Origin of the sequence: Vibrio sp. 1874 (genome assembly GCF_033344395.1) — a bacterium.
Taxonomy (GTDB): Bacteria; Pseudomonadota; Gammaproteobacteria; order Enterobacterales; family Vibrionaceae; genus Vibrio; species Vibrio alginolyticus.
On the sequence record NZ_JAWPOR010000002.1, the window covers coordinates 750,381 to 763,895 of the forward strand.

General features: G+C 42.3%; 13 protein-coding genes. 8 read left to right on the forward strand and 5 right to left on the reverse strand.

The genetic code is table 11. The features are described from left to right. Positions 1–3 precede the first annotated feature (3 nt). Both R8N46_RS07225 and R8N46_RS07230 read right to left on the reverse strand, forming a co-directional pair. Positions 4–792 carry an EAL domain-containing protein gene (locus R8N46_RS07225; protein WP_042520834.1) on the reverse strand — a complete coding sequence of 263 codons (789 nt, stop codon included), beginning with the start codon at positions 790–792 and terminating at the stop codon, positions 4–6. 187 nt (positions 793–979) lie between these two features. Continuing rightward, positions 980–1,612: a hypothetical protein gene (locus R8N46_RS07230; RefSeq protein WP_005376385.1), complete on the reverse strand. Its 633-nt coding sequence runs from the start codon at positions 1,610–1,612 to the stop codon at positions 980–982. Between the two features lie 183 nt (positions 1,613–1,795). Here R8N46_RS07230 and R8N46_RS07235 point away from each other — a divergent pair, with 183 nt between their 5' ends. The 3 genes from R8N46_RS07235 (at position 1,796) to R8N46_RS07245 (ending at position 3,318) form a co-directional block, all read left to right on the forward strand. Next, the gene (locus tag R8N46_RS07235) at positions 1,796–2,038 is read left to right on the forward strand and encodes a DUF2164 domain-containing protein (protein ID WP_042520836.1); all 243 of its coding nucleotides are present in this window, start codon (positions 1,796–1,798) and stop codon (positions 2,036–2,038) included. A 174-nt stretch (positions 2,039–2,212) separates the two neighbouring features. Then, positions 2,213–2,752 (forward strand): cytochrome b, encoded by a 540-nt coding sequence (locus tag R8N46_RS07240; RefSeq protein ID WP_042520838.1) that lies wholly within the window; start codon positions 2,213–2,215, stop codon positions 2,750–2,752. Next, positions 2,749–3,318, forward strand: coding sequence for a YceI family protein (locus R8N46_RS07245; protein ID WP_017634178.1), 570 nt, complete (start codon positions 2,749–2,751; stop codon positions 3,316–3,318). Before R8N46_RS07240 ends, R8N46_RS07245 begins: the two co-directional genes overlap by 4 nt. Positions 3,319–3,455: 137 nt before the next feature. On the opposite strand, the gene focA is transcribed toward R8N46_RS07245, so the two are convergent. Continuing rightward, positions 3,456–4,907, reverse strand: a complete 1,452-nt coding sequence (gene focA / locus R8N46_RS07250) for a formate transporter FocA (protein WP_085569043.1) — start codon at positions 4,905–4,907, stop codon at positions 3,456–3,458. 301 nt (positions 4,908–5,208) lie between these two features. On the opposite strand from focA, the gene R8N46_RS07255 reads away from it, so the two are divergent. Both R8N46_RS07255 and R8N46_RS07260 read left to right on the forward strand, forming a co-directional pair. Further along, positions 5,209–6,114 (forward strand): LysR substrate-binding domain-containing protein, encoded by a 906-nt coding sequence (locus R8N46_RS07255; protein WP_005376369.1) that lies wholly within the window; start codon positions 5,209–5,211, stop codon positions 6,112–6,114. A 228-nt stretch (positions 6,115–6,342) separates the two neighbouring features. Then, positions 6,343–6,825 carry a DUF1097 domain-containing protein gene (locus R8N46_RS07260; RefSeq protein WP_017634175.1) on the forward strand — a complete coding sequence of 161 codons (483 nt, stop codon included), beginning with the start codon at positions 6,343–6,345 and terminating at the stop codon, positions 6,823–6,825. 153 nt (positions 6,826–6,978) lie between these two features. Here R8N46_RS07260 and R8N46_RS07265 read toward each other — a convergent pair whose 3' ends face one another. Further along, complete coding sequence (locus R8N46_RS07265; RefSeq protein ID WP_213972201.1) at positions 6,979–8,613, reverse strand: ATP-dependent endonuclease; 1,635 nt, start codon at positions 8,611–8,613, stop codon at positions 6,979–6,981. 269 nt (positions 8,614–8,882) lie between these two features. On the opposite strand from R8N46_RS07265, the gene R8N46_RS07270 reads away from it, so the two are divergent. The 3 genes from R8N46_RS07270 to R8N46_RS07280 all read left to right on the forward strand — a co-directional run bounded on the left by R8N46_RS07270 (position 8,883) and on the right by R8N46_RS07280 (position 12,738). Then, positions 8,883–10,625, forward strand: a complete 1,743-nt coding sequence (locus R8N46_RS07270; RefSeq protein ID WP_005376363.1) for a bifunctional metallophosphatase/5'-nucleotidase — start codon at positions 8,883–8,885, stop codon at positions 10,623–10,625. A 622-nt stretch (positions 10,626–11,247) separates the two neighbouring features. Beyond that, on the forward strand, positions 11,248–12,267 hold the full coding sequence (locus R8N46_RS07275) for a TerC/Alx family metal homeostasis membrane protein (RefSeq protein ID WP_213903794.1): 1,020 nt from the start codon (positions 11,248–11,250) through the stop codon (positions 12,265–12,267). A gap of 279 nt (positions 12,268–12,546) precedes the next feature. Continuing rightward, entirely contained in the window at positions 12,547–12,738 is a 192-nt protein-coding gene (locus R8N46_RS07280) for a hypothetical protein (RefSeq protein WP_005376351.1), read from the forward strand. A gap of 185 nt (positions 12,739–12,923) precedes the next feature. Here R8N46_RS07280 and R8N46_RS07285 read toward each other — a convergent pair whose 3' ends face one another. Next, on the reverse strand, positions 12,924–13,481 hold the full coding sequence (locus R8N46_RS07285; protein WP_213972200.1) for a PhnA domain-containing protein: 558 nt from the start codon (positions 13,479–13,481) through the stop codon (positions 12,924–12,926). Positions 13,482–13,515: the final 34 nt, after the last annotated feature.

Genomic DNA, 13,515 nt, shown 5'->3' on the forward strand with positions numbered 1-13,515 from the left:
TAGTCAGGCTGTTTTTGCCTCTTCATAGACGTCTAACGTTTGGGGGATAGCAAGTAGGTACCCTTGATACATATCGAAACCGAGCTTTTTCATTAAGCGAAGTTGATGCTCGGTTTCAATTCCTTCGATAACGGTTTTAGAGCATAACGCTTTTGCGAGTGATAATGCATCGTTAAGCGCTTTAAAATCACCGTTTTCATACCTTAGCAATAAAGAGCGATCCATCTTGATTATATCTGGGCAAACGCTTCTCACTCGCTCAGTTGTCGATGCATTGACGCCATAATCGTCAATCGCTAATTTAAATCCTTCAAGACTTAACTCCCGAGCAGCTTGAGACAAAGAGAGTTCATCCTCCACCTTCAATTCAAGTAACTCCATGACGATTTGTTCATTCATCAAATGCGATTCATAAATGGTTTGTTTTAGCAGTCGGTTATAAGTGATGTCTTTGACTAGTATCTCTGCCGCTACCGGTAATACATTGAGAAACAATTGTTTTGTGTGAAAGCGAGACTGAGAGAAATTTTTGATATGGATTAGGCGACTTAAGCGTTCAACATTGAGCAAATCTTGAGTGGGAGTCGCTTTGGATTGGAAAAACTGATCTGGCCTAACCATGGTGCCATTGGCATTGCTAATTCTTACCAGTGCTTCAAGGCCAACGATGGAAATATCGTTCTTATATATGGGTTGAAAGACACTGCGGAGAGTGAAGTTCGCGTATTTCGCAATATACTGCCCGTCGGCTTCTTTCCGGATGCAACTAAGTAGTTGCGAGATGCTCATCATTGTTACCACAACCTAAATCAATGTCTCAACATCAGCGTTATCGCGCTAATTTTTCTATTTCATTGGCAATGAATCTAAGTGTGCTCATTAACTCAAGCAAGAACGATGGTAATGGATGGGTAGTTTTGTCGAGTGATATCAAACAAATTGATGAAATAATTGATAATCTCAGCACTTCAATTTGATGCTACCATTGCAGTACGGCATACAACTGCAAATATTTTCTGACTAACTGCTGTTTGTTCGAACGCCGTAAAGGATGCCCAAACTTAATGTAACAAGGGCTAATACCGAATCGAGTGTCCAACGATTGCGTGAGTTGCGACTCGCTGGTGTACAGTGTGATTCCTTGTTCTGTGTATTCGTTGATCTGATCGGGTAGTTCCCCCATCCACCAATGAAGCAATTCTCGGCTCGTTTTGCTGCGACTTATCCAATGATCACAAACTAAAAAGAGTAGGTCATTAGGCTGTAAGGCATAGCCATATTCACTCTGCCATTCCGTAATTGATGAGAGTAAGTTTTCCCGGCAAGATTTTCCGGCACTGACCATATGGTGACTCAGAACCCAGACAGTGCCGATGTCGGATGAAATTCGATAGTGATGGGGAAGGTCTGGAGAATCCAACACTTCGATTGGCTTTATCACGCAGTTGTATCCAAAGTGACGAAAAGTATGTTCCATCCTTCTTGAAAACGCGAGACCAAGATGATGCTCACTCATGCCTTGGTTATGCACCGCAGGGTAATGCTTTTCACACAGCTTAAGACAGTCGTCTTGAAAATCATTAACACTTTGAATAACTAGGTCGAGTAGCAAAGAATATCCCTTAATAATTACAAAACGAACTGCAAAAGGTTAGCATAGTCTTTTGAGAATAGACTAATTTACTTCGGCAACTTCTTGATCTAAACACCAAATTTCTCACAAATGACCGTGTTTAATCTTTAATAGAGCAACACGAAAGAAGCAGAAGTTGAACAAAAATTTGAAAGGGAAAAAATGATAAAGCTAGAACGCGCACAAAAAGAGGCGTTGGCCACCGCCATTCAAGATTACATGCAAGACGAGCTAGATGTTGAAATTGGCCAGTTCGATAGTGAGTTTCTAATTGATTTTATTACAGAAAAACTAGGACCAATTTATTATAACAAGGGTGTTGAAGATGCTAAGTTACTGGTTGAACGCAGAATGTTAGAAGTTTCCGAAGAGCTGTATGAGATAGAACAAGAAATTAAGCTGTAAGTTTCAGTTTTACAAACGATTTAAAGTTCCTTCAAAAAATTCGAACAACTTGATAGATACGGTACCATTGGCTGGATGTAAATGATGGTAAATAATCTGTTTCATATGACGTAAATAGGTTAATGTAGTGTTTCTTGCTCAGCATTAACTTAGGAATATATCTAGGAACTTGAGATGGATACACTGGTAAAGAATTACAACCTTACTGCACGCGTGATGCATTGGTTATCAGCGCTGTGCATTATTGGTCTATTTGCAGTGGGTTTGTGGATGGTCGACCTTAGCTATTACAGCGAATGGTATCGAACTGCGCCGCATTACCATCGCTCTGTCGGTATTTTACTCGCTATTTTAACTTTGGTACGCATAGTATGGAAACATGTGACGGCGTCACCAAAGGTAGAAGGCAAACGTTACGAAGTGCTTGCTGCTAAAGCAGCGCATGGTGTCATGTACCTACTATTGGTCACCATCTTTGTTTCAGGTTACCTCATTTCAACGTCTGATGGACGCGGCATCGAAGTGTTTAATTGGTTCACCGTGCCAGGAGCGGGAGAGTTATTCCCAGGCCAATCAGATATTGCAGGTGAGATTCACTTCTATGCAGCTTGGGCAGTCATCCTGATTGCAGGCTTACATGCTATTGCTGCACTAAAACACCACTTTATCGATAAAGACAACACATTAAGAAAAATGTTAGGAGCTTCAAAATGAAAAAGTCACTTTTCGCTACAGGATTAGCTATCGCTATGGCACTGCCATTTGGTGCGCAAGCTGCAGATTATGTCATCGATACCAAAGGTGCTCACGCTTCAATCAACTTTAAAGTTAGCCACTTGGGTTACAGTTTCATCAAAGGTCGTTTCAATACATTTTCTGGTGACTTTTCTTTTGATGAAAACAACATTGCTGACTCAAAAGTAAATGTTGTTGTTGATACAACCAGCCTAGATTCAAACCATGCTGAACGTGACAAACACATTCGTAGTGGTGACTTCATCGATGCTGGCAAATACAGTGAAGCAACCTTTACTAGCACAAAAGTGGTTGATAAAGGCAATGGCAAACTAGATGTAACTGGTGATCTAACGCTACACGGTGTTACTAAGCCTATTACTATTGAGGCTGAATTCGTTGGTGCTGGTAGTGACCCATGGGGCGGCGAGCGCGCTGGCTTTGTTGGCAACACTCGCCTAGAGCTTGCTGACTTTGACATCCCAGTAATGGGTGCTTCAAGCTACGTCGATATGGAACTTCATATCGAAGGTATTAAGAAGTAATTAGTTCCTTTTAGATACACTAAAAGCGCTCCTTCACTTGAGAGCGCTTTTTTATTATCTTAATCACATCACTAACATCGATAAACCCGTCAGTGATAGCGATTGAAAGCCAATAGACGTTGTAAATGTTTAGCGAATTACGCTGTTTCTAACTCGCTTTTTTCCACTAGGTTTAAACGCTCACCAAAAATCGGGCGTAGTGCTTTTAATACTTCAGTACGAGTAACCACCCCGACCATCTGCCCCTTTTCAAGCACAGGAAGCACTTGTGGCTTACTTACTTTGATACTTTTAGCGCGTTCTTCGAGAGACAAAGACGTCAAGCGAGTGGCAATACCCATACTGCTCGCTGGGTACAACTGCTCTTTATCGATACATAGGAATTCCACAACATCAACGAGGCGATCACCAGCGTCAATTGCGACCACATCTCGGCTCATGATGTCGACGACTTTTTGGTCTTTCACCGGAATGTAGTCCTCACACCATAGTTCTACCATCACATCGTGAGCAGAGAAGAAGCCAACTAATCGATTTTGTACGTCTACAACAGGTGCGCTAGTTACGTTGTTATCAAGTAACACATCCAGCGCGGCTGCAATTGGCGTTTCTGCACGAATGGTGACTGGTTTTTGGTTCATAATGTCTTTAACAAAAGAGGCATTTTTCATGGTGAAATCCTTAACTGACGACAGTGTTGTAGTTGTAGTGATAGAAGAAATATTCGCTGCTTTTAGTTCTGGTCGGCGAAAAATACACCAGTTTGAAAGGCCAACTAATACCGCTCCGCCGACGATGTTGCCAAGCGTGACAGGAATTAAGTTAGCGGTAATAAAGTGGCTAATGTTTAGGTCTGTGTATTGTGACGCGGGCACACCGACAGATGCCCAAAAAGATTCAGGTGCAAAATTCGCGATAACAATACCAAGTGGAACCATAAACATGTTCGCAACACAGTGCTCAAAACCGCTGCTGACAAACATTGCCACAGGCAAAATTGTCATTGCTGCTTTTGTCATTGCATTTGCAGAACTAAATGTCAGCCAAATCGCTAGGCAGACCAACAGGTTACAGAGAATACCGAGTGCAAACGCTTGAATGAGAGTGTGGTGAAGTTTGTGTTGTGCGATGTTAAGCGCATTTAATCCCCATTGACCGCCATCCATCTGATAAAGACCAGCAGCAGTAACCAGCGCAAGTAGGAACATCGCACCAATAAAGTTACCAACGTAAACTTTGCCCCAGATCGAAAGCATCTTACCGAACGATATTTGCTTATTGGCCCAAGAAATACTGGATAGGACGGAGCTGGTAAATAATTCACCACCGCAGATCACTATGAGGATCAATCCCATGCTAAATGCGAGTCCACCAGCTAGGCGGCTCAAGCCCCAACCAGCGCCCGTACTACCGGTGGTCACCGTGATGTAAAACAAGAATGCTAACCCGATGAACGCGCCGGCCATAATGGCGAGGCTTAATGTCATACTGCTGGTTTTGTTTGCCTTACTTAACGCAAATTTTTCCGCTTCAACCATCATCTCTTTTGGAGAAAAATACTGGTGATTTTGAGAACTGGTCACCGCCATATTGACTCCTTAATTTGTAATCGCATAAAAAATCCTTGGTTATTAACTCAAAAATGAAATTGTTGTTTTTATTAAGAGCCTCAATGACTTCGGTTTCAAAACCATTGAGGCTTGCGGTGTTCCCGAACCGCGTACTCAGAATAGGGAGAACGGTTAGTAAGGTAAAATTGATAATATTTAGAAACCTCATCAAATTAATTGATAACTTTACGGGGCTAGGTAAAATGAACTCTATTGCTTATTGGGGCATGCTTTAACAATTGTGGGAATTGGGAAATACCCACTAATAATGGAGGACACTTTGCGCTACTCACTTAAGCAATTAGCGGTTTTCGACGCAGTTGCAGATACCGGCAGTGTAAGCCAAGCCGCAGAAAAATTGGCTTTGACACAATCAGCGACGAGCATGTCGCTTGCGCAATTAGAGAAGATGCTTGGCAGGCCGTTGTTTGAGAGGCAAGGCAAGCAAATGGCGTTAACCCATTGGGGGATGTGGTTACGACCAAAAGCAAAACGCTTGCTACAAGATGCATTGCAGATTGAAATGGGCTTCTATGAGCAACATTTATTGAGTGGTGAGATTCGTATGGGAGCGAGTCAAACCCCAGCAGAGCACTTAGTTCCCGACCTTATCAGTATCATTGATAATGACTTTCCAGAAATGCGTATTTCTCTCGGTGTACAAAGTACAAAAGGGGTGATTGATGGGGTATTAGATTACAAGTATGACTTAGGGATTATTGAAGGGCGCTGTGATGATAACCGTTTACACCAAGAAGTATGGTGTCGTGATCATCTTACTGTTGTCGCAGCTTCTCATCATCCTTTTGCGCGTAATCAGTCTGTTAGCCTTGCGCAGTTAGAGCAAGCGAAGTGGGTACTAAGAGAGCATGGCTCTGGCACACGAAAAACATTTGATAGTTCTATTCACCACCTTATTGAAGATTTGGATGTGTGGCGCGAGTACGAACACGTTCCGGTGTTACGTAGTTTAGTTGCTAATGGTCAGTACCTTACTTGCTTACCGTATTTAGATGTAGAGCGATATATAGAAGCAGGTCATCTTGTGGCATTAAATGTACCTGAGTTAAAAATGGAAAGGACGCTTTCATTTATATGGCGCTCAGATATGGCAGAAAACCCATTAGTCGACTGCATTAAAAGAGAGGGACTGCGAATGATGAAGGGGAAGCCTTCAGTTCTTTAAAGGTTGATTAAACATGCCTACGAGATGAGTTGGGTTTATTCCCTAAATCTGTTGATTTATCGGTTGCGTCAAACTTTTAATGTAAATTGTGAAAATAATAATATCTTATTGTGATCAATATCACCGATAAGCTGAGCTGATGTATCTAACATGTGTCCTTGATTTCAATGTATGAAGGCAGTTATTGAACCATATAGGTACGATAATAGCCGAGCAGGTATGACTACCATGACGACACTTTTAGCTATTTCTATCACTACTGGAATTTTATCTGGCGTATGGGGTTGGATCGCCATCTCTTTAGGTTTGCTTTCTTGGGCTGGTTTTTTAGGTTGCACGAGCTACTTTGCAGCGCCAACGAGCGGATTGAAAGGACTAGGTATCAGCTTAATCACCAATATGACAGGCGTATTCTGGGCAATGGTAATTATTCACGGTTCCACTTACGTGGGGTTGGAAATTATTGGCTATGTGATTACCGCTATTGTGGCATTCTTCATGTGTATTCAAGCTAAACAGGCTTGGCTCGCGTACATCCCTGGTACTTTTATTGGTTCATGCGCAACATTTGCGGCTGACGGAAACTGGCAACTAGTCATTCCATCGTTGTTGCTAGGTGGTGTGTTTGGCTATCTAATGAAAGCGACAGGGCTATGGTTGCATACGAAATCAACCGCTACTTCTTCTTCGCTTGCTGAGCAAGCACAGTAGTGAACCCCCGATCTTATTGGTATCCACTGTGTATTGAGTTTTATCCCTCTCAATACCCTTAATCAAAATTAATGATGTTTGATACAAGCACACCAAATTGGTGTGCTTTTTTTGTATTACAAGACAATACGCTGAGTGTAAAATACGCCTAACTCATGTATTGCCGTTGGCCATGGTAACAACGCGTTTAAGTGTCCAGCGCAGAAGAACAGGAATACACTCCATGCCTTTCTCTTCACAATGAGAAACAATAGCCAAAGCTAAGTCCGGTTTTGCATGTTTTTTCAAAACACGATTTACGACTTTTTTAGCAGGGATAGGGTGGTCATGAGGAACTTTGATGATGTCCTTAAAGAAAAGTTCAAAACCATTGTTGTACAGAAAGCGCTCGATGTCTCGGTCGGGTAATTCCGTAAGTCGATGCCTTTCCTGATCATGGTCGAGCTGTGCTCGTACTGCATGCGCGTACTTTTTCCCTGCTGGGTCGCCATCGGTAACGACATGCCAATCAATACCAAACTCTTTTGCTACTTTGATGAGTGATTTTAGACCTGATTGAGCAAACTCAACGATTTGAACCCCTTCGGCAGCCAAGTCATACCCGCATTGACGAGCCAGTTCATGAAAAAGCCAAACTTCGGTTTCGCCTTCAACAAGTAACCAGCACCGCGCAAATAATGCTCCTGAACGATGAAAACGAATATGGAAACCAATTCGGCGCAACTCGTCTCGACCAAACTTTGTTGAGTTTAAACTCTTAGCGATGGTTCTGTCTGATAGCCGAATTAAACGTCGAATTGAATACAGTGGAACAGAACCGAGTAACGTGCCACTGTTGGTGGTTAATATCTTTTGCATTGGCAACAATTGCAATAAGGACCACGCTCTCGCTAGATGAGTTGGATGCAGTCGACCTTCTGGATCTTCAATGATCAGTATTGGTCTCGCACAGCGCCTTAAATCGGTGGGGCCTTTAGCTTGAAGATAGGCATTGAGTAACCCCATTAAGAGCAAGCGGCTTTGTTTGTCATTGGTTTCTTTCAAGAACTGACTCAAACCTTTATCAGAGGAAGGGCTTGTATAGAAAAGACCATCACGAGGTTTGCGTGGGTTACCTTTACTGACACTTCTGAATGCAAAATAGTGTTCAACAAGCGTTTGCATTGAGTCGAGGCTACTACGAATCTCACCTTTATTCACATGGCCAGGCATAGCCAATAAGCGTCGACAGGTGTTGTTGATTCGTTTTTCAATCCGAGCATTTTTACCATCGCCGTTGACATGGTTTAAATCTGGGAAGCGTCGGGAGTCACGTAGTCGGATTACAGGATGAAGTGTCATTAACTCAATAGCGAGTTTCTCTGAGTGGTGAAGTTTTTTGGGTTTGCCGTTATGATCCAAAAACGCGTACTTTGTATTAATGCCGTGCTCATCGCGAGACGCACTAATACGATAGTAAATGACTTGCTCACCATCTTCGTTGGTGCACCATGTAGGCTTTATGCGTCTGTAGCGTCCCGCTTTTACTTCGTTTTTATCCTGTGCTTTAAAACAAACAATGATCTGTAAGTGTTGTGTTTGTGGATGAGAAATTGAGTAGTCAACGTGAAAATCTTTCAGTTTGAATTGATACAATGAGCCATTGGCAGGTAGTGCGATGGAAAGGGCATCGAGCAATGATGATTTGCCCCACGTGTTTTCACCGATGAGCGTGGTGAGTTCGTCAAAAGAGAGTGAAAGGCGTTTGATGCCTCTAAACCCGGAGATTTCGATGCGTTCTAGTCTCATCTCAATCCTCCTTGCAATTATTTGAATTATCGAGAGTTATTTTGCTACTCCTAAGCATATATGAATTCGGAATTTTTGAGTTAAGCTCAGTTCACAAAATTACGAGAGCCTCTTACTGAATAGAGACCGTTACAAGCGAGGCTTGCTTTCAAAGCTGGGGGGACAGCATCGTGATCACTTAAACATGAAATCCTAAATCGCAGTTTCATAAAATTCATGATTCTGTCATGATTCACTTCTTATTATTATAAGGAATGAAAAAAGAGAAGATGAAGATGAATAACAATCATAAGCCAGTGAGAATCAAACTGGCACACATCAATGACACACATTCCTACTTTGAACCAACGTCATTACAGTTAAAGCTTAAGATAAACAATGAACTCACGCTAGAGCCTTATGTCAGTGCTGGCGGCTTTTCTCGTATCGCAACCCGAGTCGAGCAGTTAAGAGATGATGCTCAGCGCCAAGGTCACGGGATGTTGTTCCTCCATGCCGGAGATTGCTTCCAAGGCACGCTGTATTTCTCACTATTTAAAGGCAAAGCCAATGCCGACTTATTGAACGCATTAAAGATTGATGCAATGGCGTTAGGCAATCATGAATTAGATATGGGGAATGAGCCAGTTGCATTGTTTTGCCAACGTACTCAGTTCCCATTGCTTGCTGGCAACTGGGATTTATCCAATGAATCACTTAAAAAACCTCACCGTATCAGTGATTGCAAGGATGTATATAGTTACCAACCGGATACACAGAGCGCTCAATACATTGTTAAAGAATTCCATGGTGAGCGGGTCGCGATTTTCGGATTATCCATAGATAAAATGAGCGACATCGCAAACCCTGATGCAGACACGCCTTTTCACTCAGCAATTGAAACCGCCAAGGCGACCGTAAAACAAATCCATTCATCAGGTATAAAAAATATTATTCTTCTGAGCCACTTAGGTTATGAAGGTGATTTAGAGTTAGCTGAGCAAGTCGCAGGTATTGGTATAATTGTTGGTGGACACAGCCACCGGTTGCAAGGTGATTTTTCATCAATAGGGTTAGGACAAGACGATCCCTACGGTATCAAAATTAATGATACCTATGTGGTGCAAGCGGGTTTCCATGCTTTGACAATGGGGCACTGCGTCATTGAGTTTGATGAACACGGTAAAGCAACGATGTTGAGTGGACAAAATGAACTGTTGCTTGGTCGACGTATTTTTTGGGACTCGACGCTAAACCAACAGCTCGACCAAGGTGTATTCGAAACCGCGTGCGACTTCATCCATGGTCAACCGAATGTCGTGGTTTGTAAGAAACACCCGGAAACTCAAGCGATCCTGAGCGATAAATATATTCCTCAGGTCAGGCAGTTACAGTCACAAGTCATTGCTAGTGTTGACACCAAAAAGCGTCATGTGAGAATTCCCGATGAATTTGGTGAGAGTGAGTTGGCTTCCTCCGTTGCCCGATCATTTCTGCACTGTTTAAACAAACGTGGATATGACGTTCAATTTGCAATTCATAATGCGGGTGGCGTGCGAACCTCTTTGAACCCTGGCAACATTACAGTGGCAGACATTGCCGGACGGCTGTTGCCTTTTGCCGTTCCTATCGGCTTTTACGATGTAAAAGGCAGCGCTATTCGCCGTGCACTTGAAGGCGCGATAAATAATGCACTCAACAATGGCGTAGAAGGCACTGGATCTGGCAGTTATCCGTACACTTACAATTTAAACTTCGAGTACCACGCAGATGCCCCAAAAGGTGAAAGAGTTCAATCATTAGTGATTTTTGATGGCAAACAATGGGTTGGTGTTCAAGATGATGTTTGGTATCGAGGGACTTCTTCTGCCTATACGATGAAAGGGAAAGAGGGGTACGACGCATTGCAGGAGATGAAAGGAGAAGGACGTGTGACCAGTTTGTCCATGGCTGATTGTTTTATTGAACTCCTGACCGATGAGCCAAACTGTTTGAATCAAAGTCACAAACTTTACACAAAGCGACGTCGATAATAGATACTGGTATTGATTTTGCTGCTCTCCACTTACTACATGGGTTGATGAGGATGGCAGTATGTGGAAGAAAGATTGGGCAGATACGGCAGTCGTGGTTGCCTGGATCGCAATTTGGTCAACACTGGTCTACTTTGTGCCTCTAAGCGGCTTTTGAATTGCTAAGAATGTGGATGTTACAAAAGGGAGCAGTAATGCTCCTTTTTTGTATCTATCTTCCCCGTTAGGGCTCTAACCAATGAAGAGTTTGTCTTGATCCATTTGCTGCTTTTTGTCTGTTTACTAAAGTTCAGGTGGTTGAATCCATTTCTTTCTTTTTATAGTGCTTCCTGATTTTTGATAAGAATTTTATTTCGATAAGACAAGGCTTTTTTGTTGGAAAGCCTGACGCTCGGCGTTATTATGTCGGCGTTTGGGGAGTAGTTAGCGCAAGTTTACTTATCGTCATCTCGTTAAGCATCAGCTTATCCGGTAAGTAAAGGTGTTACGTGGTTCATTCACGTCAACACTTCAACGAGACCAACGCATTCATTGACTAGCAGCACATAATCGTTATGTGGCTGTTGGTTGTTATTGTCTGCGGAAGGTCACCAAACGAAGTCCTTCCGCCATGGGAGGAAATATGTCTCTTATCGAAAATACCACCCAATTGAGCCAATCGGTGCCTCTTCAAGAATCATTAGCGATGTATGGTGCTTTTGGTTTATTTACCCTTGTTCTTGTTACGCTTGATATCTATCAAACACGTGGTGGCGCTATCACGATGAAAAAAGCCATCGTTTGGAGTGTTTTTTGGTTCTTGCTTGCCTTTGTTTTTGCAGGTTCTATTTATTTATTCTGGGACTTTTACGCGCCACATAGCGCTTATACGAACGACAAAGCAACGATTTCATTCTTAACTGGTTACTTACTAGAGAAGTCGTTAAGCGTTGATAACTTGTTTGTGTTTGCCATCATCTTTGCAAAATACAGTGTGCCGGAGCATTTGCGTCCGAGAGCATTGCTTTGGGGGGTGATAGGTGCGCTAGTTTTACGCGCTGTCATGATTGCGGTTGGTGCTCAGTTACTTGCACAGTATCACTGGGTATTGTACTTATTTGCTGCTTTCCTTATTTGGACAGGTGTTAAGCTAGCTCGCGACAAAGGCGAAGCAGAAGAGGTTAATCCATATCCGGAGCAGTTGATTCGAAAGGTATTGCCAGTTACAGATGACTACCAAGGAAATCACTTAATCTTAAAGCAAGCTGGTAAGTGGGTGGCAACACCGATGCTGATCGCTGTTGGTGTCATTGCAGTAATGGACGTTATGTTTGCATTGGATTCTATACCAGCTATATTCGCGGTAACGCGAGAGCCATTTTTAGTCTTAGCCGCGAACGTATTTGCATTATTGGGTTTGCGATCGCTGTACTTTGTTCTTCAAGCAATGTTAGATAAGTTTGTGTACTTAAAACCAGCATTATCAGTAATCATGATGTTTATCGGGGTGAAAATGCTATTGGTTGGAACAGAATATGAGATTCCGACAGCATGGTCTCTCACATTTTTAGTTGTTGTGATGACATCGGCAGTGGTGGCATCACTCCTAAAAAATAAAGCGAAGCGTCAAACTAGCGTTAATATTACTAATCAAAAAATATAAAGTAAGCACTAAAATCAAAAGAAATAACGAAAAATATTGTTAAATATATGTTGTTGCTTAAGGGGCAATTATGCAGGTAATGTTCAGTTATTCAATGTAATTACAGCAATTGTGATTATTTATGCCGTTATTATTCATTTGTATTTTTGAGTTTTGTAATTAGTTTGTTTTATTAGAAATTCTAATTTGAATGGGTAAAATTTGTCATTTCTTAAACAATAAGAAACTGACTAATATACAACCAACTAAACAGACTACTGCTTTTAAAGAGAGGCAATCATGGCACAAGCAATGCAAATGACAAATGTAGCTTTACCAACCTCTATGGATAAGAAAACCTACGCGGTTAACTTCAAAGGACTGATTGCTCACTTACTGGACATTCTATTTGTAGATAACACTGCGCCACGCAGTTACTACGCAGAAGACTTGTCAGCACATATTCAAAAAGACATCGGTATGTACCGTTAATATTGAAATAGTGTAAGAAATACCGGCCTATGAGCCGGTATTTTTTTATTTGTAAAACATGCCTACTCAACCTACGCCCTAGAAAAGAAACACTCTAGAGGAGGTAGACATGAGAGTAGATTAAGTGTTGTATAGAAAAACGGGGCACCATTGGTGCCCCGTTTTGACATGACTGAAGTGCGATATTACTTCTTGCGGCAGTATTCTGCGATCACGTACATCGACTGACCACCATTTGCCTTACCCGAAACTAGCTTTGGATCATCGCCAAGGCTAATGCCACGAATCACTGTACCTTGTTTGATTACTTGGTTAGTGCCTTTTACTGGTAGGTCTTTAATTACTGTTACATCGTCACCTTTCTTAAGTTCAGTGCCGTTACAGTCAACAGTTTTATCGTCAGCAGACATCCCTTTCATTGCCCAGTTCATTTGCTCTTCTTCCATGTACATCATGTCAAGAGCATCTTGAGCCCAGCTTTCTGTGTTTAGGCGAGTGAGTTGGCGCCATGCAGTCACTTGTACAGCAGGAACCTGGCTCCACATACTTTCGTTTAGACAACGCCAGTGGTTAATGTCTTTTGGCTCATCGAGCTCACCCAGACACTTATCACAAACCATAATGGCAGTATCAACCGTCACATTACCGTGAGGTGGGACAGCGTATGCAGTTAGTTGAGATTCAGAAGAACACAGTTCACATTTTGACTCGCAGCGCGCAAGCAGAGTAGCTTCAATAGACATAAGGACTCACCTTAGTAATGTTATTTTGTGGCGG

Coding starts and splice junctions, on each gene's coding strand:
- R8N46_RS07225 (WP_042520834.1), bottom strand. CDS start 792: ATGATGAGCATCTCGCAACTACTTAGTTGCATCCGGAAAGAAGCCGAC.
- R8N46_RS07235 (WP_042520836.1), top strand. CDS start 1,796: ATGATAAAGCTAGAACGCGCACAAAAAGAGGCGTTGGCCACCGCCATT.
- R8N46_RS07240 (WP_042520838.1), top strand. CDS start 2,213: ATGGATACACTGGTAAAGAATTACAACCTTACTGCACGCGTGATGCAT.
- R8N46_RS07245 (WP_017634178.1), top strand. CDS start 2,749: ATGAAAAAGTCACTTTTCGCTACAGGATTAGCTATCGCTATGGCACTG.
- focA (WP_085569043.1), bottom strand. CDS start 4,907: ATGGCGGTGACCAGTTCTCAAAATCACCAGTATTTTTCTCCAAAAGAG.
- R8N46_RS07260 (WP_017634175.1), top strand. CDS start 6,343: ATGACGACACTTTTAGCTATTTCTATCACTACTGGAATTTTATCTGGC.
- R8N46_RS07265 (WP_213972201.1), bottom strand. CDS start 8,613: ATGAGACTAGAACGCATCGAAATCTCCGGGTTTAGAGGCATCAAACGC.
- R8N46_RS07270 (WP_005376363.1), top strand. CDS start 8,883: ATGAAGATGAATAACAATCATAAGCCAGTGAGAATCAAACTGGCACAC.
- R8N46_RS07275 (WP_213903794.1), top strand. CDS start 11,248: ATGTCTCTTATCGAAAATACCACCCAATTGAGCCAATCGGTGCCTCTT.
- R8N46_RS07280 (WP_005376351.1), top strand. CDS start 12,547: ATGGCACAAGCAATGCAAATGACAAATGTAGCTTTACCAACCTCTATG.
- R8N46_RS07285 (WP_213972200.1), bottom strand. CDS start 13,481: ATGTCTATTGAAGCTACTCTGCTTGCGCGCTGCGAGTCAAAATGTGAA.